The organism is Betaproteobacteria bacterium (assembly GCA_016720925.1).
Lineage (GTDB): Bacteria > Pseudomonadota > Gammaproteobacteria > Burkholderiales > Usitatibacteraceae > UKL13-2.
On sequence record JADKJR010000001.1, the window covers coordinates 667528 to 691446 of the forward strand.

At 60.5% G+C, this 23919-nt stretch carries 20 protein-coding genes; 13 read left to right on the top strand and 7 right to left on the bottom strand.

From position 1 onward, the window contains the following. The first annotated feature begins 186 nt into the window (after positions 1–186). Entirely contained in the window at positions 187–1491 is a 1305-nt protein-coding gene (locus IPP88_03195; protein ID MBL0121761.1) for a class I SAM-dependent methyltransferase, read from the top strand. Between the two features lie 207 nt (positions 1492–1698). Here the strand turns inward: IPP88_03195 and IPP88_03200 are convergent, their stop codons facing one another. Further along, a complete protein-coding gene (locus tag IPP88_03200) occupies positions 1699–2892 on the bottom strand; it encodes a TIGR03013 family PEP-CTERM/XrtA system glycosyltransferase (protein ID MBL0121762.1) in 1194 nt (397 codons plus the stop codon). Between the two features lie 337 nt (positions 2893–3229). Here IPP88_03200 and IPP88_03205 point away from each other — a divergent pair, with 337 nt between their 5' ends. The 6 genes from IPP88_03205 (at position 3230) to IPP88_03230 (ending at position 8294) form a co-directional block, all read left to right on the top strand. After that, complete coding sequence (locus IPP88_03205) at positions 3230–4522, top strand: M20/M25/M40 family metallo-hydrolase (GenBank protein ID MBL0121763.1); 1293 nt, start codon at positions 3230–3232, stop codon at positions 4520–4522. A gap of 218 nt (positions 4523–4740) precedes the next feature. Next, entirely contained in the window at positions 4741–5121 is a 381-nt protein-coding gene (locus tag IPP88_03210; GenBank protein MBL0121764.1) for a DUF3124 domain-containing protein, read from the top strand. A gap of 288 nt (positions 5122–5409) precedes the next feature. Next, positions 5410–5964, top strand: a complete 555-nt coding sequence (locus IPP88_03215) for a cytochrome b (GenBank protein MBL0121765.1) — start codon at positions 5410–5412, stop codon at positions 5962–5964. Positions 5965–6029: 65 nt separating this feature from the next. After that, complete coding sequence (locus IPP88_03220; protein ID MBL0121766.1) at positions 6030–7052, top strand: hypothetical protein; 1023 nt, start codon at positions 6030–6032, stop codon at positions 7050–7052. Then, positions 7049–7558, top strand: coding sequence for a DUF1993 domain-containing protein (locus IPP88_03225; protein MBL0121767.1), 510 nt, complete (start codon positions 7049–7051; stop codon positions 7556–7558). Before IPP88_03220 ends, IPP88_03225 begins: the two co-directional genes overlap by 4 nt. 139 nt (positions 7559–7697) lie before the next feature. Then, entirely contained in the window at positions 7698–8294 is a 597-nt protein-coding gene (locus IPP88_03230; protein MBL0121768.1) for a hypothetical protein, read from the top strand. Between the two features lie 58 nt (positions 8295–8352). Here the strand turns inward: IPP88_03230 and IPP88_03235 are convergent, their stop codons facing one another. The 3 genes from IPP88_03235 to IPP88_03245 all read right to left on the bottom strand — a co-directional run bounded on the left by IPP88_03235 (position 8353) and on the right by IPP88_03245 (position 12856). After that, the gene (locus IPP88_03235; protein ID MBL0121769.1) at positions 8353–11034 is read right to left on the bottom strand and encodes a bifunctional acetate--CoA ligase family protein/GNAT family N-acetyltransferase; all 2682 of its coding nucleotides are present in this window, start codon (positions 11032–11034) and stop codon (positions 8353–8355) included. 48 nt (positions 11035–11082) lie between these two features. Continuing rightward, a complete protein-coding gene (locus IPP88_03240) occupies positions 11083–12018 on the bottom strand; it encodes a histone deacetylase family protein (GenBank protein MBL0121770.1) in 936 nt (311 codons plus the stop codon). 82 nt (positions 12019–12100) lie between these two features. Further along, complete coding sequence (locus IPP88_03245) at positions 12101–12856, bottom strand: hypothetical protein (protein MBL0121771.1); 756 nt, start codon at positions 12854–12856, stop codon at positions 12101–12103. A gap of 466 nt (positions 12857–13322) precedes the next feature. Between IPP88_03245 and IPP88_03250 the strand changes: the two genes are divergently transcribed. Further along, complete coding sequence (locus tag IPP88_03250; protein MBL0121772.1) at positions 13323–14894, top strand: nitroreductase; 1572 nt, start codon at positions 13323–13325, stop codon at positions 14892–14894. A 577-nt stretch (positions 14895–15471) separates the two neighbouring features. Here IPP88_03250 and IPP88_03255 read toward each other — a convergent pair. Further along, the gene (locus IPP88_03255; GenBank protein MBL0121773.1) at positions 15472–15714 is read right to left on the bottom strand and encodes a hypothetical protein; all 243 of its coding nucleotides are present in this window, start codon (positions 15712–15714) and stop codon (positions 15472–15474) included. Between the two features lie 356 nt (positions 15715–16070). Between IPP88_03255 and IPP88_03260 the strand changes: the two genes are divergently transcribed. Beyond that, on the top strand, positions 16071–17270 hold the full coding sequence (locus IPP88_03260; protein ID MBL0121774.1) for a PhnD/SsuA/transferrin family substrate-binding protein: 1200 nt from the start codon (positions 16071–16073) through the stop codon (positions 17268–17270). A gap of 165 nt (positions 17271–17435) precedes the next feature. On the opposite strand, the gene IPP88_03265 is transcribed toward IPP88_03260, so the two are convergent. Beyond that, positions 17436–18974, bottom strand: a complete 1539-nt coding sequence (locus IPP88_03265; GenBank protein MBL0121775.1) for a CYTH and CHAD domain-containing protein — start codon at positions 18972–18974, stop codon at positions 17436–17438. 260 nt (positions 18975–19234) lie between these two features. Between IPP88_03265 and IPP88_03270 the strand changes: the two genes are divergently transcribed. The 3 genes from IPP88_03270 (at position 19235) to IPP88_03280 (ending at position 21698) form a co-directional block, all read left to right on the top strand. Further along, positions 19235–20020: an SDR family oxidoreductase gene (locus IPP88_03270; protein ID MBL0121776.1), complete on the top strand. Its 786-nt coding sequence runs from the start codon at positions 19235–19237 to the stop codon at positions 20018–20020. Between the two features lie 10 nt (positions 20021–20030). Next, positions 20031–21212, top strand: coding sequence for a nitronate monooxygenase (locus IPP88_03275; protein ID MBL0121777.1), 1182 nt, complete (start codon positions 20031–20033; stop codon positions 21210–21212). Positions 21213–21332: 120 nt separating this feature from the next. Then, the gene (locus IPP88_03280) at positions 21333–21698 is read left to right on the top strand and encodes a hypothetical protein (GenBank protein ID MBL0121778.1); all 366 of its coding nucleotides are present in this window, start codon (positions 21333–21335) and stop codon (positions 21696–21698) included. A gap of 62 nt (positions 21699–21760) precedes the next feature. Here IPP88_03280 and IPP88_03285 read toward each other — a convergent pair whose 3' ends face one another. Beyond that, positions 21761–22345, bottom strand: a complete 585-nt coding sequence (locus tag IPP88_03285; protein MBL0121779.1) for a hypothetical protein — start codon at positions 22343–22345, stop codon at positions 21761–21763. 202 nt (positions 22346–22547) lie between these two features. Between IPP88_03285 and IPP88_03290 the strand changes: the two genes are divergently transcribed. Beyond that, positions 22548–23891, top strand: coding sequence for a M48 family metallopeptidase (locus IPP88_03290; GenBank protein ID MBL0121780.1), 1344 nt, complete (start codon positions 22548–22550; stop codon positions 23889–23891). Positions 23892–23919 lie beyond the last annotated feature (28 nt).

The following is a 23919-nucleotide window of genomic DNA, read 5'->3' on the forward strand; positions in this document are numbered from 1 at the left end:
TGACGTGACCGCGCAGATATCGCGGCAGGGTAATGTCGTGGCCATCGCCGCTTTACGCGTATCCTGTCGATCAATATATATTTTGATTGCCAGAATCATGTGTGTGCGACCTGTCCAAATCCGCGTCACCCCGGAAAGCGAAATCGGAAGCAATGGGCGAGCCCGTCCTGTGCGGTGCGTGCGGGCATGAGCGCGCCCCCCGTCATTCGCTGGACCGAAGCCGGCCTGGCGCGATCGGCGCGCTGGCGTTCGGAGGCAGGCATCGCGCCACACAAACGCGTGGTGATTGCCGATGAGCAAATGTCCGCAGACGCCGCCTATCGTCTGGCCTGCGAAGGCACCGCCTTGCTCTGGCGCGGCGATTTCCAGAATGCACGGCAGATGCTGCTGGCGATGGCGCGGCGCGTTGATGAAAAGGCACGCAAGGCGCAGAAGCCACGCAAGCCTTCCGTCAAAGGCAAGTTGCAGAAGCCGGGCAAGCCTAACAGGCCAGTGTCGCCCAGCATTGCCGCGTCGATGCCATCTTCGTCAATGCAGTCCAAACCGGATACCGCGGCCGCCACGCCCCCCACCGAAGCCTTCCATCTGCATCGACTGGCACAATCGCAACGCGCCCGTACGCTGGGCATGTTACTGCTGCCATTGGCGGGCGACTATACCGTGCCGTTGCAACGCGCCCCTGATCTGCAGCGCGCGTGCGTGGAAGCTTACGGCCCGCCGGGCGGTGATGCCGTGGCCGGCGATTCGGTCGTGTCGATGCGCGAACTGCTTGGCCTCATCGGCGCGCATGAGTGGCGCAAGAAGGGCGTGGACGTTCCCGCGCTGGGTGAGGGTGAGCGCATCCATCCGCATTACGGCGTATTTGCACCAGTGCGAGGTGAGTACGTCGGATTGGTGGTGAATGCGCTCGAATCGTTGAAGTCGCGCACAAAATCGCTGCCCCTGGCGTTTGATATCGGCACCGGCACCGGCGTGCTTGCCGCCGTAATGGCAAAACGCGGTGTGAAAAGAGTGGTCGCCACCGACATGGACCCACGTGCCCTGGCCTGCGCGAGCGACAACCTGCGGCGGCTGAAACTATCCGCACAGGTGCAGGTCGTGCAGGCTGATCTTTTTCCCTCAGGCCCGGAAGAAAAAAATCGTGCGCCGCTCATCGTCTGCAATCCGCCGTGGATTCCCGCGCGTCCCAGTTCGCCGATCGAAAGCGCGATCTACGATCCGGACAGCCGCATGCTGCGCGGATTCATCAAGGGTCTGGCCGCGCATCTGGAGCCGGGCGGCGAGGGCTGGCTGATCCTGTCGGACATCGCGGAGCACCTGGGCCTGCGTTCACGCGCGGAGTTGTTGGGATATTTTGAGCAGGGTGGCCTGGTCGTCATCGATCGCATCGATGTGCGTCCGAGCCATCCGCGGGTAGCCGATACCACCGATCCGCTGCACGCAGCGCGCGCGGCGGAGGTCACATCGTTGTGGCGCCTTGGGGTGCGTTAGCGTCGACTAGGAAACCACTAAGTTGCCGTTCGTCCTGAGATTGTCGAAGGACTTATTGTGCTTTCCATTATTGATGACACGCAGTATTCCCGTTCGCCCTGAGGTATCGAAGGGTGATAGGGCTTCGATACCTCAGCCCGAACGGTGTATTGATTTATGGAAATTTCAATAATCAGAGGTACCCAATTATTATCTTGGCCCGGGGATTTAACGCGATCCCTCGGCCAGCAGCACCACGCGCACTGAGTAGAGCAGTACGAGTAGATCCAGAAGCAACGTGTGGTTCTTCACGTAGTAAAGGTCGTATTGCAGCTTGTCGGAGGAATCGCCCACCGACGCGCCGTAGTGATGGCGAACCTGCGCCCAACCGGTGACGCCCGGCTTCACACTATGCCTTGCGCCATAGAACGGGATTTGCTTGACCAGCTGATCCACAAAGTAGGGACGCTCCGGCCGCGGACCCACCAGGCTCATCTGGCCCGTAAGCACGGTAATCAACTGCGGCAGTTCATCAATCCTGGTCAGGCGCATGAACCGTCCGACACGAGTGACCCGATTGTCGCCCGCCTGCGCCCACTGCGGTTTGCCGTCTATCTCCGCGTCAGTGCGCATGCTGCGAAACTTGAGGAGTTCGAACGTTTTTCCGCCCAGGCCCACGCGCTCCTGCCGATACAGGATCGGGCCGGGACTATCGAGCTTGATGGCGATGGCGGCAAGCAACATCACCGGCAAACTGAGAATCAGCAGGATGCCGCTTGATACGATGTCGAAGGCGCGCTTCACGAACATTCGCAACACGTGCTGACGAAAGCCGTTGCCAAAAATGAACCAGCCCTCGGTCAGCAGATCTATCCTGACCTTGTCCTGGTACTGCTCAAAAAATGACGACAGGTCGGTCACCTTGACGCCGTGAAGTTTGCAGTCAATCAGATCCGTCAATGGAAGGCTTCCACCGCGACGGTCGCGCATGGCGAGAACGATTTCACTCACATGTTGCTGCCGGGCGATTTCGCGGATTGACCTTGAGGCTGGCAGGATCTTGTTTGCGGGCAATGCGGAATCCTGCGGCTGGTCGGTATCGCCCGCATAGAAGCCAACCAGGGAGAGTCCATGAACGTGGGAGTGTTCAAGCGCTTCCTTGACCATCGCGGCATCTTTTCCAACGCCCAATATCAGCACCCGCCGGGTCAATATCCCGGACGTCGTCTGGCTGAAGGAAAAGCGCACCAGCAGGACAACCATCACGATGGCAATGGCTGCTTCCTTGGGTACCGGCCCAAGCAGGGCGGCACCGGCCACCGGGTAGATAAAATAGTACCCAAGCAATATCAGCAGACCGAAACACAGCGCGTTGAACGCCGTCATTTTCATCGCGTTCGGCGGAAGATGCTGGCTGATCATGCGCGCCCCTCTTTTTTCTTGGTCGTTATATGCATTCTCGGCGCTGATTGTTTCAGCCCTATAAACGGATGAACAACCGCGCATAAAACATGCGAACCGACAAACCAACGCGTGACCAATACTCGAATAGCGAAACCACCATCTCGCGGCGTAAATCACCCACAAACCCTAGCACCCGTGTGCCTCTCAGGCCAAAAGGCCGCCAGAGGCCGCGCCAGTGCTTGTGTTTGCCCAACAACAATCCAATGGTTCCAAATCCTGGTTTACCCTGATAATTTTGGGGCGCCGGGCTTTCTTTCCCCAAACCGCTCTTCATCCACCCGCCCCAGGAATCCACATGTCCTTGCCCGTCACACGCCTTGCCCATTTCATTGCCGCCGTCTGCGCCGTCCTGATGTTTGCCACCGGGCCGGCGCTCGCTGCACCCAACGACGCCGTGCTGACGCTGGCAAAACAGCAAACGCAACCTCTCCTCGACACGCTCAAGGATCTGGTGCATATCGAATCCGGCAGCGGCGACCGCGAAGGATTGGATCGCATTTCGCAGGTGATATTCGATCGCCTGAAAGCATTGGGTGGCGCGGTTGAATTCATCGAGCCGGGCGCCGACGCCTATCGCATGCACGACACGCCGGAAAAAATCGGTCGCATGGTCAAGGCTACGTTCACCGGAACGGGTACGAAGAAAATTCTGCTGATCGCGCACATGGATACGGTGTACCTGAAGGGCGCGCTCGCCAACCAGCCGTTCCGCATCGACGGCAACCGCGCCTATGGGCTCGGTATCGGCGACGACAAGGCCGGCATTGCCGTCATCCTGCACACGCTCGGAATCCTCAAGGCGATGGATTTTCGCGATTACGGCACGCTGACGGTACTGATCAATGGCGACGAGGAAATCAGCTCGCCTGCCGGTCGCAACCTGATCGGCTCGCTGGGTGCCGCGCACGATCTCACCATGTCGCACGAGGGCTCGCCCATTGCCTCCGACCGGCTGTCGCTGGCGACCGCCGGTATCGCCGCTGTCACGCTCAAGGTGACCGGCAAGGCGTCGCACGCGGGCTCGGCGCCCGAGCGCGGTCGCAATGCGATTTACGAACTGGCGCACCAGATGCTGCAGACGCGGGATTTTTCCGACAAGGCCACCGGCGTGAAAATGAACTGGACCATGATCAACGGTGGCACTAATCGTAATGTGATTCCGGCGGAAGCCACCGGTGCAGCTGATGTGCGCGTGCTGCGCGTCGCTGACTACGAAGGACTTGAAAAGAAGGTGCGCGAGACCATCACCAAACAATTGATCCCCGACACCAAGGTGGAGATGACCTTCGAGCGCCGCCGTCCGCCGCTGGAACTGAATCCCGCCGCCGCGGCCATCGCCAAACATGCCCAGACCATTTACGCCGAGATCGGCAAGCAGTTGACCGTGAGTGATTCGGTTGCCGGCGGTGGCACCGACGCGGCGTTCGCGGCATTGGGCAACAGCAAACCGGTGATCGAGCGCTTTGGCCTGCTGAGTTTCGGCGCGCATTCCAACGACAACGAATATATCCACATCGATTCGATCGAACCCAGGCTGTATCTGGCGACGCGCCTGATCATGGATGTATCGCAGGGCAAGGTTAAATAGGCCGCAAACGTACTCGCCTGTTCACGGATCAACAGGGTGAGCCACTTTACAGGCTTTGCTTCGCGTTGCATCCAAGTCTGTAAACTCCACCAACGATCCTCGATTTGCCGGAGTCAAGAATGAATTCGATGAAATGGATATTGTGGTCGCTGGTTTTATTTAGCGGCGTGGCATTCGGCCAGGGGCCGGCGGGCAGAACAAACGGCCAGGTTTTATACCTGCCCATTTATTCGCATATCTGGCATGGCGAGGTCGACGGCAAAGGGCAGCCGACAAAAACGCTCGTGTCCGTGTCGGTCAGCATTCGCAACACCGACCCGTCAAAAGCCATCCGGGTATCGTCGGCACAATATTTCGACACCGACGGCAAGAAATTGCGGGAGTATGTTCCCGCGCCGAAAACGATTGGCCCGATGGGGACTCTCGAGCTTTTCATCCCGCGAAGCGACGACACGGGCGGTTCCGGCGCGAACTTTGTTATCGCGTGGAAATCGGATGTCGCCGTCAATGCGCCGATCGTCGAGGCGCTTCATGCCAATCTTCCATCGGGAAGGTCCATTGCGTTCACGACATCGGCAAGGCAGATAATCGTCGAATAGGCGAGTAGGCAGCGCGTATCCGTTCAAGAACATCGGCGCGTTTTCGCGGTCAGAGTAATCTCACTTAGCGAAACGCCGCGCCGATGGTTGCAGCGACACCAAATATGGCTGCACGCTGCGCGAAGTTTCAACCCGGAAAACAAACCCAAGCACTGGAGCGGCTTGCAGGGCAAAAACCTTCGGGACGCCGCGCCTGGACGGGTGTCTTTCCGTCGTGATCAGGATGGATGCGCCCCTCACAACTCGGCTATCCTGTCGCAGCATCTCGACAAATTAGGATTCAGCAAAATGAACTGGAAAAACACCAAGTCACGATACGGGTCGCTGTCGATTTTTTTCCACTGGCTGATGCTGTTGCTAATGGTCGCGGTCTACGCTGCCATGGAGCTCAAATCATTCGCGGCGAAAGGCAGCGCGCTGCGCGACTCGATGGCAACCTGGCACTTCATGCTCGGCCTGTCGATCTTTTTGCTGGTCTGGCTGCGCGTGCTCGTGAACCTCACCGGCACCCGGCCTATCATTGAGCCGCCGGGCAGCGTGTGGCAGGAAAGAATTGCGCTCCTCGGCCATCTTGCGCTTTATGGCCTGATGATCGCCTTGCCGCTGCTCGGCTGGCTGATATTGAGCGCGAAGGGCAAGCCGGTGCCGTTCTTTGGCTTTGAGTTGCCAGCGCTCATGGGCCAAAGCAAGCCGTACGCGAGCTTGTTCAAGGAGGCGCACGAAGTGATCGCGACGGCAGGCTACTTTCTCATCGGACTGCATGCCGCCGCCGCGCTGCATCACCATTACATCAAGCATGACAACACGCTGACGATGATGTTGCCGTGGCGGCGCCGGGCATAGTGGCAACGCCCGTGGCGAATTGCTGAATCCGTGCAGCCGTTCATTCGTTGGTGCGCTGAGGCGACATGGCACTCCTGATCTTCATGCTCGTTCCGATCATCTATCTGATCGGCCTTGTTCTCCTGTATGCAACCGGGAGGCGCCGCGGCATTTGGGTCAGCCTGGTGTTTTTCGCGCTGGCGATGGGCGTGGGGTTGTGGGCGATTTTCCAATCGCGATCGTCGACGGCGGGAATCGGTGTGCTTTTTCTACCTTTTGTTGGCGTGCTGGCCGGCGTGCTGGGATGGTTATTCCGCAATCTTCAAATTGCCAAACATTTCGCTCTTCGCGTGCTGGGCTGGCTGTGTCTTGCCGGCGCAATGGCCTTGCTGGCATGGGGCGTTTACGATGGGCTAAAGACTATCAAACTCAACCAGACGCGTGATGCCGCGCAACAGGCGCGTTCTGCGCGCATTGATGGCCATCGGGCAGCAATCAAAACGTTGCTCGCGCAGAACAAGGGACGCGAACCGGCCACCCTTGAAAAAATAATTGTCGAGGCAAACAACGACGATGAAATCCTGATCCCGGCATTGGCCAGCGAATATGTGTCCGCCGATACGCTCGATCGCTTTGCACGTGCCGACGATCTCAGTGTTACCCTGACGGCGGTTCGCAATCCCAATTGCCGCGCCGAAACACTGGTGCGGATTTTCCGGACACACTCGTATCCCGATTATTTCTTCCAGGCCTTGGCCGCACACCCCAATACGCCACCGGTGATCCTGCGCGAAATGTATCAAAAGAATCCACGAACCATCATGGGCCTGGATATCTGGTTCGCCAAAAACCCGGCAACCCCTGACGACATGCTGCTCGAACTGACGGATACCAAGGACCCCAATGTCATCCAGAGCCTTCTGCAAAACCCAAAGGTCGATTGCAACATGCTCGGCCGTATTGACAATGCGCTAAAGCGCTCGTCACGGCCCGACGACAGCTATAGTATTGGCAGGCTGTCGGATCTCAGGAAAACACTTTGCGGAAATTTTGCCCAATCGGATAGCCGCGTCACCGTCGCACCACCTCCCACCAAGGAAACACCATGACTATTTCCCTTTACGCCGCCTCCATTCCTGTCTTCAAACAGATGCTCAGCAGCATGAGCGCCGTTCTGGCCAAAGCCGACGCGCATGCCACGGCGAAAAAAATTGATGCGAACGCGCTGCTGCAGGCACGCCTGTTTCCGGATATGTTCCCGCTGATCAAGCAAGTCCAGATCGCCGCGGAATTTGCCCGCAGTGTCTCGGCGCGCCTGGCCGGTGCGGAGGTGCCTGTATACGAGGGAAATGAACAGACTTTCGCCGAATTGCAGGCCATGATCGGCAAGTCGCTGGCGTTCATCGACGGCTTCACGGCAGCGCAAATCGACGGCCAGGAAGGCCGCGAAATCGTTCTTCGTCCGGGCACGCCGAAAGAAAGAAAATTCACGGGCCAGTCGTATCTGCTGAGCTATGCGCTGCCGCAATTCTTTTTCCATGTCACGACCACATATGCAATCCTGCGCCATAACGGATTGGAGATTGGCAAGCGCGATTACATGGGGGCGTACTAGCCGCGCCATGTGGAAGCCGCCACTTCCGCGGCGCCCTGAATTCGCGGATAAATGCCGCCCCGCCGCAGGGGCCGTGAACGTATTATCATTGCCGCAAAATCGCAAGAAAATATCGCCAACGACCAATCAGGAAAGCGCCATGCTCCATCTCATTCGTTCACCTCTCGCCTGGCTGATCGCCGGTTTGCTTGTCGTTTTCGCAGGTGGAGTTTATTGGCAGGTAGGGCAACAGCAACGGCGTGAGCAAGTCGAGCGCGAGCGCGTTGCCGAGGAGCAGGCGGAACAGCGCCGGATGGCGGAACTGGAAACCCGCCGCAAGCGCGAGCAGCAACGGCTGCAGGAAGAGTTGCAGGTGCAAAAAGAGGTGGAAGAAAAGCAACGGCAGATGGATATCGAGTTCCGGCAGGACGAGCTGAAGCACAAGAGATTTACCGCCGACGAACGCCCGGCGCACTCGCCGCTCAATACGTACTTTTCGCTAACCGATGAGCGCAACCGGCGCGAGGCGGAACGAAGGGGGCAAAGCGAAGACGAGGCTGCCGTACAGCGCGCAAGGGCCGAAGTTGACCGCCAGCGCCGGGGACTGGAGCAGCGCGAGTTGGACGAGCAGGCGGTACGCGCCCGGCGTGACGCGGCGGCGAGAGGGACGCCGGAAGTCTCTCCATCGAGTCCACCGGAAGAACCCGTGACGCGGCCGCCATTCATCAGGCCGCCCGCGGCGAGGAAGCCTTCCTGATAGACAGTAAGCGGGTAATTGCGGCAGTGAGATCGCAGGCCCCTCTGCGGAATAGAAACTAGGCGGCAGCCCCCTGTAGCTGCAAAACCACCTCCCGCAAATCCGAATCGTCCGGATCGGGCCGCGAGGTAAATCCCAGGCTGTGCATCAGCGCGAGCATGTCGCTGTTATTGCCGAGCACGAGTCCGATCACCGCCTTCAGTCCGCGCTCGCGTGCGATTTCGCAAAGGCGTTTCATCAGCGTCGAGCCGATGCCCTGGCCCTGGAATTCGTCCGATATCGCCAGCGCAAATTCCACCGTCACGGCATCCGGATTCAGCAAGTACCGCGCGACGCCAATAATGCGTTCGCCGTCCGTTTCGTCGGGGATCACCGCGACAATCGCCATTTCGCGGTCGTAATCGATCTGCGTGAAGCGGGCGAGCATCGAAGGCGACAGTTCCGCCAGCGTTGACAGGAAACGAAAGTAGCGCGATTCCTCGGAGAGTTCGCGCACGAAACGTTGCAGCGCGTTGGCATCCTCGGGGCGGATGGCGCGAAGCTGGCAATGCATGCCGTCGCGTGTGGTGAAATCCTGTGCCAGCAGATTCGGGTATGGCAGGATCGCCATGTGTGCGTACGGGGCGTCGGGTGTCGATACGATCTTTCGCACCACCGCGCGCGCATCCACCACGGCAGCGCCGTCTTCATCGATGATCACCGGATTGATGTCGAGCTCCTGCAATTCCGGCAACTCGCAAATCATTTCCGAGACGCGCAGCAGCAGGTATTCCAGTGCCTCGATCTGCACTTTAGGCATGCCGCGCCATTCACCGAGCACTGCGGCCGAACGTGCACGCTTGATGACACGCCGCGCCAGAAACAGATTCAGCGGCGGCAGCGCCACGGTGCGGTCGTCGATCACCTCGATCATGGTCCCGCCCGCACCGAAAGTAATCACCGGCCCGAACAGTTCATCGGTGGTCATGCCGACATACAGTTCGCGCCCGTTGCGCTTGACCACCATGCGCTGGAGCGATACGCCATCGATTGTTGCATCCGGCGCGCGCCGCGCTGCTTCCTCGGTCATGTCCGCGAAAATGGTGCGTACTTGCTGGGCGGTGCGCACGTTCAGCATCACGCCGCCGACATCGGATTTGTGGGCGATATCCGGCGAATTGATCTTGATGACCACCGGGAAGCCCATGCGTTGCGCAATCGCGACCGCATCATCGGCGGTGCGTGCGACTTCGGTGGGAGTGACGGGAATGCGAAACGCGTTCAGCAATTCTTTCGATTCAGTCTCGGTCAGCACTTCGCGGCCCGCCGTCAGCACGGCATTGATCACCGCTCGCGCTGCGGCCACATCCGGAGCATCTTCCAGGCCACCGACGTTCAACGGCGGCGGCGTTTGCATCAGGCTTTGCTGGTTGTGATAAAACGTCGCGATATTGGCGAATGCATCCACGGCCGCTTCCGGCAGGCGGAACACCGGCAGGCCGGCCTCATTGACCTTGCGCCGCGTTTCGCGCACGCGCGTCTCACCCATCCAGCAGCCGATCAAAACTTTTTTTACCGACGGCAGGCTCGCGGTCGCGGCTTGCGCAATGCCTTCGATATCGATACCGGGCTTCGGCGTCACGACCACCAGCACGCCGTCGATGCCGGGAGACGCCGCCAGCGCTTCCACGGCGGCGACAAAATCGGCGGCGGTGGCATGCTCGCCGATATCAACCGGATTTTCGAGTGAAGGTGCCTGCGGCAATTTCGCTTTCAACTGCGACAAGGTCTCCGCCGACAGCGATGGAATAGCGACGCCGCGCAGAAAGGCGTAGTCCGCCGCCAGCACGCCGGGCCCGCCGCCGTTGCCGATGACGCCGAGCCGATTGCCGATGGGCCGATAGCGCGACGCGAGGCATTTGGCCGCCGAAAATAGTTGCACGAAGCTATCGACCCGCACCGCGCCCGCGCGCTTGAGTGCTGCGTCGAATACATCGTCGCCGCCGACCATCGTGCCGGAGTGCGTCAGCGCCGCATGGCGGCCGCGATCGCGCCGTCCGCCCTTCAATACGATCACCGGTTTGGACCGCGATGCCGCCCGCAACGCGCTCATGAAGTGGCGCGCATTGCGGATGCCTTCCATGTACACGATGATGCTCTGGGTGCGGCCGTCCTGCGCCAGAAAATCGAGTATGTCGGCCATGTCCAGCACCGCCGAGCGGCCGGTGGCGACCACGGCCGAGAAGCGCACGCCATTGGATTCGGCCCAGTCGAGCATCGCCGCCGTCAATGCGCCCGATTGCGAGACCAGCGCGAGGCTGCCCGCGCCCTGCAGTGAACCGGCAACGCAGGCGTTGAGATGAAGATGCGGACGTTGTATCCCCGAGGAACCCGGCCCCAGAAGTTGAATGCCGTGACGCGCGGCAATCGCCGTCAGCTCGCCGATCTGCACTTCGTCCGGTTCATAGAGGATGGCGGTCCGTACCCGCGCGGTGGCGGCGTGCTGCAAGGCCCGCACCGCGCCCGCGCCGGGAATAGCGATCAGGGCCAGGCTTGGGCGCGGCTCCGCCGGTATTTTGGGGAACCCGCCCGGGGCGTCTTCCAGCCAGGTCACGCTACCGTTGAAAGCGCCTTCCGCCAGCGCGGCTTTCAGCAGTGAGGCGACATTTGATACGTTGGATGAGGACGATGAGGACGCCGGCGGTACATACACCAGCAGCGATTTCGGATCGAACAGTGCTGCAAGATAATGGGGATTCATGATTGCCTTATTACGGTGTAGGCGGGCAGTCTCGTTGCCCTCGTCGACTCAGGCGTCGACCGCTCCCAGCAGGACGCCGACATGCATGCCGACGCTGCGGGCAAGTGCGAGCAGATCGTAGCCGCCTTCCAGCACGGATACGATGCGGCCCTTTGCGTGACGCTCGGCGACCTCGACGAGCCGCGCGGTCACCCACGCATAGTCGGCATCGACCCAGCCAAGATTGGCCATGTCGTCATCGCGGTGCGCGTCAAAACCGGCGGAAATGAAAAGCATCTCGGGCTTGAATGCGTCCAGCGCCGGGAGCCAGCTTTCTTCCACGGCCTTCTTCAGCGCATCGCCCTTGGTGCGTGCCGCCAGCGGCACATTCACCATGTTGGTTCCCTTCGAAACATCGCCGACATAGGGATAGAGAGGGTGCTGAAACGTCGATACCATCAGCACTTGCTCGTCGCCGGCCAGGATGTCCTCGCTGCCGTTGCCATGATGCACATCGAAGTCGATCAGCGCGATGCGTGAAATGCCGTGGTGCCGCTGTGCGTGGCGAATGCCCACTGCCACGTTGTTGTAGAAGCAGAATCCCATCGCCGCGTCGCGTTCGGCATGATGGCCTGGTGGACGCACGGCGCAGAACGCTCGCGTCACTTCCCCCGACACGACCAGGTCGGTCGCCAGCACGACCGCGCCCGCCGCGTGACGCGCGGCGGTGAGGGTGTGCGGATTCATGCGTGTGTCGGGGTCGACTTGCTGGTAGCCGCTGGCGGGGGCCAGATTCTCGATTTCCGCGAGGTAATGCCCGGTGTGCGCGCGCAGCAACTGCTCATGCGTCACGGCGGGCGCCGTGTACGGCACCATCAAATCGAGATAGCTTTGCGCAAGCAGATAATCGTTGATCGCATCAAGCCGCGAAGGGCATTCCGGATGATCGAGCCCCATCTCATGCTTGAGAGAGGAGGGATGCGTGATATAGGCGGTGAGAGACATTTGATGCGCGATTGCTTATGTCAACACTTTAACACGCCGGATCACCGGCCAACTCACGCGCTACATTCGCCACGTTCGCAATTTACCCCGCCAGCGACTCCACCCAGCGTGCAATGGACATCCACGTCAGCGTGGCACTGATCGGCACGCTCAATAGTTGCACGCCAAGCAGCAACGTGCCGCCCGCCAGGTAGACCGGATGCGGCCGCCCGCGCGTGCGCCAGTCGTGAATGATCGCCGCGACGATCAGCAGATCCACAAAAATGCCGGGCGGAATGGCGACAAACACCGGTGGCGGGCCCTTGGCATCGGCTGGCGCAAACGCGGTCATGAACAACCGCGCCATCGCCGCATGCATCGGCGGGATCATCGCCAGCAGCATGAAGCGCTTGTGCACGTCCTTGCGGTGAATATTGGCGATCGCCAGTCCGATGAAGACGGCAAACATGACCAACCCACTCAGCGAGACGATGGTGAATCGGCGCGCGCCGTCGCCCATGCCAATGACTTCCGCGACCTTGATGGAATTGATCGCCGCGAGGAAGATGCTGATGGCCATTGCGGTGGCGAGCGCAATCCCGGCCATGCCCCAGTTGCGATGGTTCAGCGTGCGGCCAGTCGCGACCAGCGTGGTTTGCGCGAGGAAGAAAAGCGTCCAGGCGAAAAACAGCATGCCGTGAATGTGGATGATCGGTGCACCCTTGAACGTGCCGGCGGCGAGCTTGGCCCAGTACGTCGGGATGAACCCACCGAATGCGATCAGCACGAAGATGCCCGCCATCCAGACATAAAACCATTGCGCATCAGTGCGCGGCGACGCAGGGGTCATTGAGGTCATCGAGGTCTCCCTTCATATTGGCTTCGGCCGCAATGCTCCGCGGATGTTTCCACGCGCTCTCTGGCGCTCATTCAAATGTCCGAATGCGGACCTTCACATTGAAACGGGCCGTTGTCAACTCTGTAGTGTTTCTATCTCGTTCGCTGAAGGCAGGGAGCGCAATGGCGGATACAAACCCTAGCATCCATGAGCTTTCCAAGCCAAAAAGGCACGAAAATGCCCGCCAATGCTGGTGTTTGCTATAAAGAAAGTGCGACATTTCAAATATCTGTCATTCCCGCGCAGGGTGAGGGAGGGGTTTCGCGTCCTGCAGGGCGCGCCTCCCTCACCCTGCGCGGGAATGACAGGCTCTAGGGCCGGTACCATCGACAAGATGATGTGCAGGTTTGGCCGCATGACATGTAGCACCCCACACAAAACGCTACACTCCCAACCACCGCCGTAGCCCCACGCAAATCAAATCCCCATGACCCCCTCATCAAACCTCTCCGAACTGCTCCGCACCCGCCGCAGCGTGCGCGATTTCCGTGCCGATGCCATCCCCGCTGACGTGCTGGATGCCGTACTGGCCGATGCCAATTGGTCACCCAGTTGGTCGAACACCCAACCGTATCGCATCGCCATCGCCTCGGGTGAATTGCGCGATCACCTGGCGCGGGAACTGACCGCGCGCTATGACGCCGGCATCCGCGCGCTAGCCGGCGGCGTGCTCGGCAAACTGAAAGCGTTCCTGACCCGCGACGGCCTGCCTGACGGCGATTTCAAGGTTCATTTTGAATATCCGCCGGAACTGTTGCCGCGCCGCCGCGCCACCGGCTTCGGCCTGTACAAATTGCTCGGCATCGACCGCAAAGACCATGCCGCGCGCAATGCGCAGATGCGCCGCAACTTCGAATTCTTCGGCGCGCCCACCGCGATATTTATTTTTGTGCATCGCGGCTTGCACGAATATTCGGTGCTCGACGCCGGCATCTTCCTGCAATCGCTCATGCTCTCCGCCGAAGCCCACGGCCTCGCCACCTGCGCGCAAGGCGCACTCGCCACTTGGGCTGGGCCGGCGAAAGCGGCATTCGCGGTGCCGAAGGATTACAAACTGATCTGCGGCCTCGCCATCGGCTACGCGTCCGATCATCCGGTGAATCGATTCAATCCGGGGCGGGGAGAGGTTGCGGAGTTGATGATTGCGGCACGCGAGGGCGAGGGGGGGGGCGGGGGGGGGGGGGGGGCTTTGGGGGGGGTTTTTGGGGGGGGGGGGGGGGGGGGGGGGGGGGGGGGGGGGGGGGGGGGGGGTGGGGGGGGGGGGGGGGCGTTGGGGGGGGGGGGGGGGGGGGGGGGGGGTGGGTCTCGGGGGGGGGGGGGGGGGGGGGGGGGGGGGGGGGGGGGGGGGGGGGGGGGGGGGGGGGGGGGGGGGGGGGGGGGGGGGGGGGGGGGGGGGGGGGGGGGGGGGGGGGGGGGGGGGGGGGGGGGGGGGGGGGGGGGGGGGGGGGGGGGGGGGGGGGGCTGGGGGGGGGGGGGGGGGGGGGGGGGGGGGGGGGGGGTTGGGGGGGGGGGGGGGGGGGGGGGTGGGGGGGGGGGGGGGGGGGGGGGGGGGGGGGGGGGGGGGGGGGGGGGGGGGGGGGGGGGGGGGGGGGGGGGGGGGGGGGGGGGGGGGTGGGGTGTGGGGGGGGGGGGGGGGGGGGGGGGGGGCCCCGGGGGGGGGCCCGCGGGGCGGGGGGCGGGATTGGGCGCCCTGCGGGGGCGCGGCCGCGGCCCATGGGGCGACGCGACAGCATGGGCACACGGGAGGGCTGAGGTAGCCCCGCGTTCTCCGTACGGCTCCAGACTTGCGCGACGCCAGCGGAGAGTGTTGCCGGCTCGCGGGCTTGCCGGGGGGACTTGTCGAATGGTAGAATCCGGAGCGTACGGGACAGCGAGCAACGATTTATCGCGGTCCCGCAAAGCGCACCATCGCCATTGGCCCCGCAGGCGGCATGTCAGCGTCGACATACCTGCAGCCTTCAATCCGCCGCCGTGTCGTCCGCCCTCCCACCTTGGTTGAATAGCCCATCAACGGACACAAGTGCGCTTCTACGGCGACCCGGCGCTTTCACGGCGGGAAATTGACTCCGGCCTGCAAGCCGCGCCTCAGCCGCCGCCTGGCGCTCAGGGTTTAGTGCGCGGCTACAGGCGGCACGGGGGGGGGGGGGCGGCCCCGGGGGCGTTGATCTCAACATCTGTCGCCTTGGGTGAAACAGGGGTTTCGCAAAGCCGTGCTCTGCGCCTGTTTAACCGGAAAGCCAATGCAGTGGCTTGGCCCAATTTCTCAATGCCTCAGTCGCTTGGAAAAACCTGGGTACCGGACTAAATCCGGTACGACAGCGTAAATAGAGGTTCCGTGTTGAGTGGGCTGCATTGGAGGGCGCGCCGGATCGCTCATGCCAGCTAGCAGCGCCTTGTGTTTCTTAACGCGGCAATGCGTCTATCAATGTGGCCAAGCTTTGTCCGCGCGCGGGTCGCGATCCGCTGCTTCGCAAAATCCATGAACGGCGCAGGAGGCGACAAACTTTCGAGAAGACGCATTTACACCGCGTCGTCGTTTGTCTCGCCGAGCAGGTGCTTAATCTCGCTGAGGATTTTCACGTAGCGCGCGACATGCTTTTTCGGATAAAGCGTCGCGAAAAATCCGCCGCATAGTGCAATCGCTTGGCGTCGATGCCTACGCGATGACGGGCGTCGATCGGCAAATCGGCCAGCGCCGTGTTGATACGAAATAGCCGCCGGTGGCAGCGCTCGACTTCATGCGACGCAAGCTGGGAAAGGGTTTGTTTTTTCTGCGTTGGCGAGGTGTCGAGATTGGCGGCGTTCCGCGAGGGCGGCAATGCAGAGCTGCGAGGGTTATCTTGCGGTTGCGTGACGCAAATCAAATCGGCGTGGACTGCCGGGCGAATAATGGATCTATCATCACTCGGGCAACATTTTTTGCGTACAACATTGGTGATTTGGTTGCCATGAGCACGCGGCACTGGCACGCGGTCATTAGTGCTTCTGCCTTGGCGAACGCAAGTAGACAACTTCCCGCCGCGCACGCATCGGCGGCAATTTGCGATGCATTCGATGCATGGCGATGGCGTGAATCGCCTTATGAATGGTCGCTTTTGATTTCCGACGACCGTGCGCCTGTCACTTTGGAGATGTCATGAAATCCGGTTCATCAATATCGATTGGAACAACGACGATGAAAAAAGCAGTTTCCGTAACAGACATTTTTAGCACTTCGCTCTTTGTGCTGGCCGCCATCGCGGCAATATGGGCGCCGGTTGCCAAGGCGTCGTCGATACTGAGTGTCAGCTCCGAGGCAAAAGACACGGATCGAAAATGGGATCTTCTCGACAGCAGCATTCCGCTGGCCCAGTATCTTGCCAAGGTCACCGGCATTCCGATCCGGGCGGAGATCACCCATGATCTGAAGGGCGAACTGGTCACCAGCCGCAATCCGGCCGGTTTCATGATGATGGGACCCGCGCATGTGATCGGCAGCGCGCTTCGGCATGGCTACGAACCCGTTGCGCAAACAACCGGCGATGTGCAGGTTGCCATCGTTGCGCTAAAGAGCAGCGGCATCGACTCGGTCGCCAAGGCCAGGGGCAAGCGGCTTTATCTTCCCGCCGAGGATTCGCTTGCCACCTACATGGCGCTCGCGAAATTCAACGCGGACGGTATCAGCCCGAAAACCCATTTTAAATCGATTACTTACGGGCGATTTCATGGCGTTGGCCTGTACGCGCTCACCATCAATTCGGCCGATATTGCCGTGGCGGACCTGGAGGTCGCGAAGAAGTTCGTTGAATCCGGCAACGGCGTGATCATCGAAACCACCAAGCCGGTTCCCGCGTTCGGCATCGTGATCAACCCCAAGGTATCCGCCGATACCAGGGAGAAGATCAGCCGCGCGCTGCTCGACGCGAAGCCGGGCGCGCTCAAGGCCGCCGGCCTCGATAAATATCAGTTCCGGAAAATCAGTAAGGAGAATTACGCCGAGGTGGCCAAGATGGGATATTTCACGCCCGCGCTGCTGGCAGGTGCAAAGGTGTTAAGCGCCGAAGGGGTGCAGGACATGATGGGCAAGGGTGCGAAGTATTACGATGTGCGCAGTGAAGCGGAATACAAGGCCGCGCATGTCAAGGATGCGGTGCTGTTGTCGTATCACGAGAAGAGCAAGAAGGAAATCGATTTCGACCCGAAGCTTGACGAATTCAAGCTCGTCGATACGGTCAAGGACAAGAATGCCGCCATTATTTTTGCCTGCAACGGCGGTGAATGTTGGAAGAGCTACAAGGCGTCCAAGGTGGCGTTGAGCGCGGGATACAAGTCGGTCTTTTGGTTCCGCGGCGGGCTGCCGGAGTGGCGTGAAAAGAACTTGCCGGTCGAGCGGTGATCTGCTTGCCCGCTGGCGCTGATCGTAACGGTTGATTCCGGGATTTAGAAACATCAAACTCCATTACTGGAGCGGCTTTCGGCGGCATTAAGGCCTGAAAGGCGCTCCAGTAATGGAGTTTGATGATCGCATGACATGCCCGCATCGAGGTTCGTGCCGGTTTTTTCAATCATTCCAGAAGTGTCTGATTTTCTTCAGCGCAGTGATGCGCGCATCGAGATCGGAAAGCGTTTTTTGCGTGCGCTTCGCAAATGTGGCCGCCGCAAAATCGACCAGCGGCTTCGGCGCGCTCAGGCTTTCAATCAGCCTTGAGGCGACGGCGTCGTCGTTGGCCTCGCCGAGTCCCTCCTGAATTTCACCAATCACTTTCAGGTAGCGCGCGACTCGCTTCCCGGGAAACAGGCCGGCAAGAAACTCCATTGCGTAGCGCAATCGCTTGGCATCGATGCGCACGCGGTGGCGCGCCTCCGGCGACAATTCGTCCAGCGCGCCCTTGACCCGCATGAGGCGGCGGTGACGGCGGCTGATTTCATGCGATGCGAAGCGGGCGAGTCCATGCGTTGCCGGCGCGTGTGCCTCATCGCCGTGGCCAGCCATTGTCGACTGAGAATCGCCAGACGCGACGGCGCCGGGAACGCTAATCCAGCGTGCAATCGACATGACCAGCGTGGCTGCGCGGGAAGATGCCAACGCGACGCGCGCGGCGGCGCGTGCATGGGCCTGTCTCTGCATCGCAAGCGCCAAGATCTTTCCGGCAAGCCGCGGATCGCCGAAGTCGCCGAGCAATGCCGGCAGGGTTCGCGTGACAAACACATCCCAATCCCGTGCCTCACCAATTGCGGCGGCCAGCCATTTCAGTTCCGCGGAAAAATGTCCGGCGTGCGCGGGCCGGAAGATGCGGATTGCCGATCGCAGTCTTCGCAGCGCCACACGCAACTGGTGAATGAATTCCGGATCATCACGGGTGAGTGCGCCTTCGAAGTTGGCATCAAAGTGGTCGAGACACGCGGCGATTATTACTCGCATCGCCTGATGCGGCGGCCATTTGCGCTTGAGTGGAATGGCCACGGCGTGTCGCGGAACGATTGCTTCGGGCGCCACCAATTGGTAGCCGCGTTCGGCTTTGCTGAGAATCGATGGCCGCATGGCGATCTCACCGACGAGGGCAAGTGCGACATCGAATACCGCGGCGGCGTTGCCTTCCAGCAGTTCGATTTCAACTTCGGAGATGATCGCCTCGCGCTCGCCGCAACGTATCACGCCTAGGTCCAGCGCCACTTCGACGCGCTGGCTGGGTGAGATTTCCACCCGCCATGTCGTGCGAAAGAAGTCGGTGGTGAACAGCGGCTTCAGCGTGTGATGCAACGCCTTGCTTTGAGCGAGCGTGGCAAGCGGCGTCTCGCGAAACAGGGCGAGATCGAGTTGTGGCGCGCGTAACGGGTATTCCCACTCGCCGCGCTGATGTAATCCGCCGGTCGCCGTTCCCGCGGTCTTCAGTGTCTGCAGCCACTTGCCGGCGGTCTTGCGCAAGCGCAATGCCATGGAATGATGTTTGAGCACAAGTCCGGGCGTGTCGAAGTAAACGTTGAGCACTTTGCGGCGCGTCGGCCCGGCAATGCTCTTCTCGCACAACAGCGGAATCTGGCGAAATGCGACCGCGTCGGCGGGATCAATCGCCAATTTGAGTTCGATTTCGTGGTCCATTTCGTGGTCCCTATCCATCTTTTTCCATCACGATGATTGCGCCGGTGAAAAATGGTTGTTGAGACTGCCAGTCTATCCCCGATGTTGTTGCGTTCGCGCCTGTTCCAATGGTGGGCCGCCGTTCTAACGCGTGTTTTTTTGATCTCGATCAAAGGTGGGCGATGTAATTGCACCGATGATGCCAGCATGGAGCGTCTGGTCAGACGAGGCGGTTTTGCGCCAAAATGATCGATTATCCGAAAAGACGCAAAGGTCATCGCATGGGAATGTTGGACAACAAGAAAATTCTGATCACCGGCTTGCTGAGCAATCGCTCGATTGCGTACGGCGTGGCCAAGGCCATGCATCGCGAAGGCGCGCAGTTGGCGTTCACCTATCAGGGCGAAGGCGTGCGCGAGCGCGTTGAAAGACTGGCGCCGGAATTTGGCTCGAATCTGATCTTTCCCTGCGATGTCGCCAGCGATGACGAGATTGCCGCGCTGTTTGCCGATCTCGGGAAATCCTGGGATGGGCTCGACGGCATCGTCCATGCCATTGCCTATGCGCCACGCGAGGCGCTGGCGGGAGATTTTCACGATGCCGTGACGCGCGAGAATTTCCGCATCGCCCACGACATCAGCTCCTACAGCCTGGCGGCGCTGGCAAAGGGCGGCCTGCCCCTGATGAAGGGGCGCAATGCGGCGCTGGTCGCGATGACTTATCTCGGCGCGGTGCGTGCCGTGCCGAACTACAACGTGATGGGCCTCGCCAAGGCCAGCTTGGAAGCTTGCGTGCGCTACCTGGCATTCAGCCTCGGGCCGATGGGCATTCGCGTCAATGGTATTTCCGCCGGGCCAATCAAGACGCTGGCGGCGGCGGGGGTGGGCGATTTCAACAAATTGCTCAGTCATGTCGAAAAGAATTCGCCGCTACGACGCAACGTAACCACCGAGGAAGTCGGCAATACCGCCGCGTTCCTCTGCAGCGACCTGGCCAGCGGGATCAATGGCGAAATCACTTATGTCGATGGTGGCTTCAACGTTACCGGGCTTGCCAGGGAACAGTAAGGACACCCCCATGCTGAACAATGAAACCGGCGCCAATCCCGTACTGCATATCAAGGGAAAATCACTTCTGCCTATCGTACAAGGCGGAATGGGCGTCGGCATCTCCGCGCATCGGCTGGCCGGGCACGTGGCGCGTGCGGGCGCGGTCGGCACGTTGTCCAGCGTGGATCTGCGGCGCCATCACCCGGACTTGATGGCGCAAACGGAAAAAAGCCGCGACAAGGAACTGATCAATCGGGTGAATCTGATTGCCATCGACCGCGAGGTGCGCGCGGCAACGGAAATTGCGGGCGGCAACGGCCTGATCGCCGTCAATATCATGCGCGCGGTGTCGGAATATGTCGCCAACGTGCGTCAGTCTTGCGAATCCGGCGCGGGAGCAATTGTTGTTGGCGCGGGCTTGCCACTTGACCTGCCGGACCTGACCGCGGCGTATCCCGATGTCGCATTGATCCCGATACTTTCTGACTCGCGTGGCATCGCCATCGTACTGAAGAAATGGCTGCGCAAGTCGCGCCTGCCCGATGCCATTGTCATTGAACATCCGCGTTATGCGGGCGGGCATCTTGGGGCGGCGAAGATCGCCGATCTGGACGACCCGCGCTTTGATTTTCCACGTGTGCTGGAAGAGACCTTTAACGTATTCAAGCAACTGGATATTGAGCGCGAAAAAGTGCCGCTCATTCCGGCGGGCGGTATCTGTACGCCGGCACAAGTGCACGAATTGTTCGCGCTGGGTGCGAGCGCCGTGCAAGTCGGCACGCCATTCGCCGTCACCGAGGAAAGTGACGCCCATCCCAATTTCAAACGCGTGCTGGCCGAGGCCAAGCCCGAAGATATCGTTACCTTTATGAGTGTGGCCGGGTTGCCGGCGCGCGCCGTCAAAACCCCGTGGCTGGAGAAATACATGGTCAAGCTGCCGGTGCTGCAGCGGCGTGCAGGTACGCGCACCGATTGCACGCTGGCGTTCGATTGCCTCGAACAATGCGGGCTGCGCGACGGCATCGAGCGTTTCGGCCAATTCTGCATCGATCATCACCTCGCGGCCGCGTTGAAAGGCGATGTCGAGCATGGCCTGTTCTTTCGCGGGGCCGCCGCGCTGCCATTTGGCAAGCAGATTCGTCCCGTCAAGGACCTGATCAATTATTTGCTGAATGGCATCATGCCGGCGGATCTGGCGCCGGTCGTTTGAGTGCCAATTTGCAAGTCACGAATGTGTGGGATTGTGGGCGGATCGCGGGCGGATAGCAGGCAGATGCCGGGCATTTGGCCCGCCAAAATCGGGAATCCAACTTGACGGCATAATGCTCGCATGTGGGAAAAAACAAGAATCTACTTCGCGATGGGCGAGTCCTGCGTCAAGGAGGCGTGGTCCTTCGCGCCGTGCCGGGAATTCTGGGCGTTGAGTGCGTTTGTGGCGGTGTCAGCGGTGATGACGGTGGTGATGCTGGCATTTTTCGCCAGACGCTGGCGCCTTCATGCCATGCGGCGCGCGACAAAAAAACTCACGCTGGAATATCTTGAATCGCAACAGCAGGTCGCGGATGACTTGACCATGCAGCGCCTCAAATGGAAGGGCGATAGCTTTGTTGCGCCGGAACAAGATCAGGCGCATATCACCGCCGATATACGCGAAGCATTGCGAACCCGGAAGCTCAACGGTCCGCATAGTCATTGATGCCATTGACGTCACTAACGCAGCGGGCTGATAACTATTTCATCGGCACCGCGAACTGCTCGTCAAACGGCTTTCGAACGTGCGAACTCTTCGACTTCCAGATGGCATGGCGCCAGCAGCAGATGCGTGAGTTCTTCCGGATCCTGGGTATGCATGTGTTCGGCAAAGGCGGCCAGTCGCGGGTCATGTGAATCCGTCAGCGCCACGACCAGCGCCCGGGCGGTTTCGCGCGCGGTGGGGCCTCCCGCTTGATAGGTAGGCCAGCCTTTGTAGTGCGACAGGAGTTGTTCGCGATGATCCTGATACAGCGGGCACGCGCGCGTGAAATCGACTTCCGCTTTCTTGGCGGCGATCTCCGCATCAATCTCGGCATCGGAATGCCGGTACCGGGCTTTTTCAGCTTCGGTCCAATGTGCCTTTTTTTCGTGCCCGTCACCATGATGTTCCCGCAGCGTTGCCATCGTCGACTTGAGTTCAATTTGTGAATGGGTATGTGAATCCCGGAAGACGTGAACCATGTTCGCGCCTTGGCCTTCCATTCCGACGTAGCGCATACCCGCTGCCACCCGCCGCGGATTGAAGCGAAACTGACGGCTGCACGCCGCTTTCAGGGTGTCGAGAAGGGCGTTTATTTTTGCGGGATTCATGTGCGGTCCTTTGATTTTTTTGCGTCGCTGTGCCAGGAATGCAGAGTATCACGGCGTTCCCAATGACCTTGCAATTGAGAAGGGTAGTTCATATCGGCATGCATCGCAGCCGGTTTGGCGGTCGCCGGCATTATTCACAACGCTGCATGTCGGATCCGGCAAGTTACCTTATCATTCGTTTCTATTTTCCGGGGAAAGCGATATGTTGAAAGTCTTGGCCGTCTGCGCATTGGCATGGTGTTGCAACGTGGCCCATGCCCAGGTACCGGCGGCGTCCCCTGTGCCGTCAACCACACCGTCCACTGCATCAGCGCAGCCGGTCGCCGGCGACCCGGCTGTGTCGGCCCCCATCCGGCTCGATCCGGTCGTCACAGCGCGGCTTGACCCGGTCGTCGCCACCCAAGCTTTCATGAATCGCCTGCAGGGCGAGGCCCGCGCAAAATCCGATGCCTACGCGGAAGGCGGCTATTGGCTGCTGCTGTGGAATCTTGTCTATGGGCTGGTGGTCGCGTGGTTGCTGCTTTCGCGGCGTATTTCTTCGCGTATCCGCGATTTTGCCGAACGACGCACGCATCGCAAGAGCCTGCAAACGCTCATTTATGCGCTTGCATATATTCCGCTGACAGCGTTGTTCACGTTCCCGATCACATTCTATGAGGGCTTCTATCGCGAACACCAATACGGACTGTCCAATCTTTCCTTTTTCCACTGGCTGGGTGAATCCGGCATCAGCCTTGGCGTGGACATGGTGTTGTTGGGAATCGCGATTACCGGCTTGTACGCAATCCTCAGGCGCGTGCCCCAAACCTGGTGGGCCTGGGGAACGATTGCAGGCAGTGTTTTCATCATGCTGGTGATGATGATCGGGCCTGTGTTTATCTCGCCGTTGTTCAATTCGTACAAACCGTTGCCCGACGGGCCGATCCGCAACGACATCCTGTCCATGGCGCGTGCCAACGGCATCCCGGCGGACAACGTGTATTACTTCGATGCGTCGAAGCAGACCAAGCGCGTCAGCGCCAATGTGAGCGGGCTGTTTGGCACGACGCGGATTTCCCTGAACGATAATCTGCTCAATCGCACGTCGCCCGCGGAAATCCGCGCGGTCATGGCGCACGAAATGGGCCATTACGTGTTGAACCATGGTATCAAGCACACGGTGTCGTTCAGTCTCGTCCTGCTGGGCGGATTGCTGTTCATCAAGTTCAGCTGGGACTGGGCAGCCGCGCGTTTCGGCGGCCGCTTCGGTGTACGCAGCATTTCCGATCCGGCCGGCTTGCCGCTGCTTGCGGCGTTATTTTCTGTCTATGTATTTCTTGCCACACCCGTGCTCAAGACCATCATTCGCACGGCGGAAGTTGAGGCGGACCTGTTTGGCCTGAATGCCGCGCGCGAGCCGGACGGCTTTGCGGAAGCAATCTTCAAGCTGGCGGAATATCGCAAGCTCGAGCCGGGTGCGGCGGAAGAGTTTGTGTTCTTTGATCACCCGAGCGGATATAGCCGTATTTTTGCCTCAATGCGCTGGAAGGCCGAGAACACGAAGTAGCAGGCGGGGTGGGCGATCCGCGCTCATC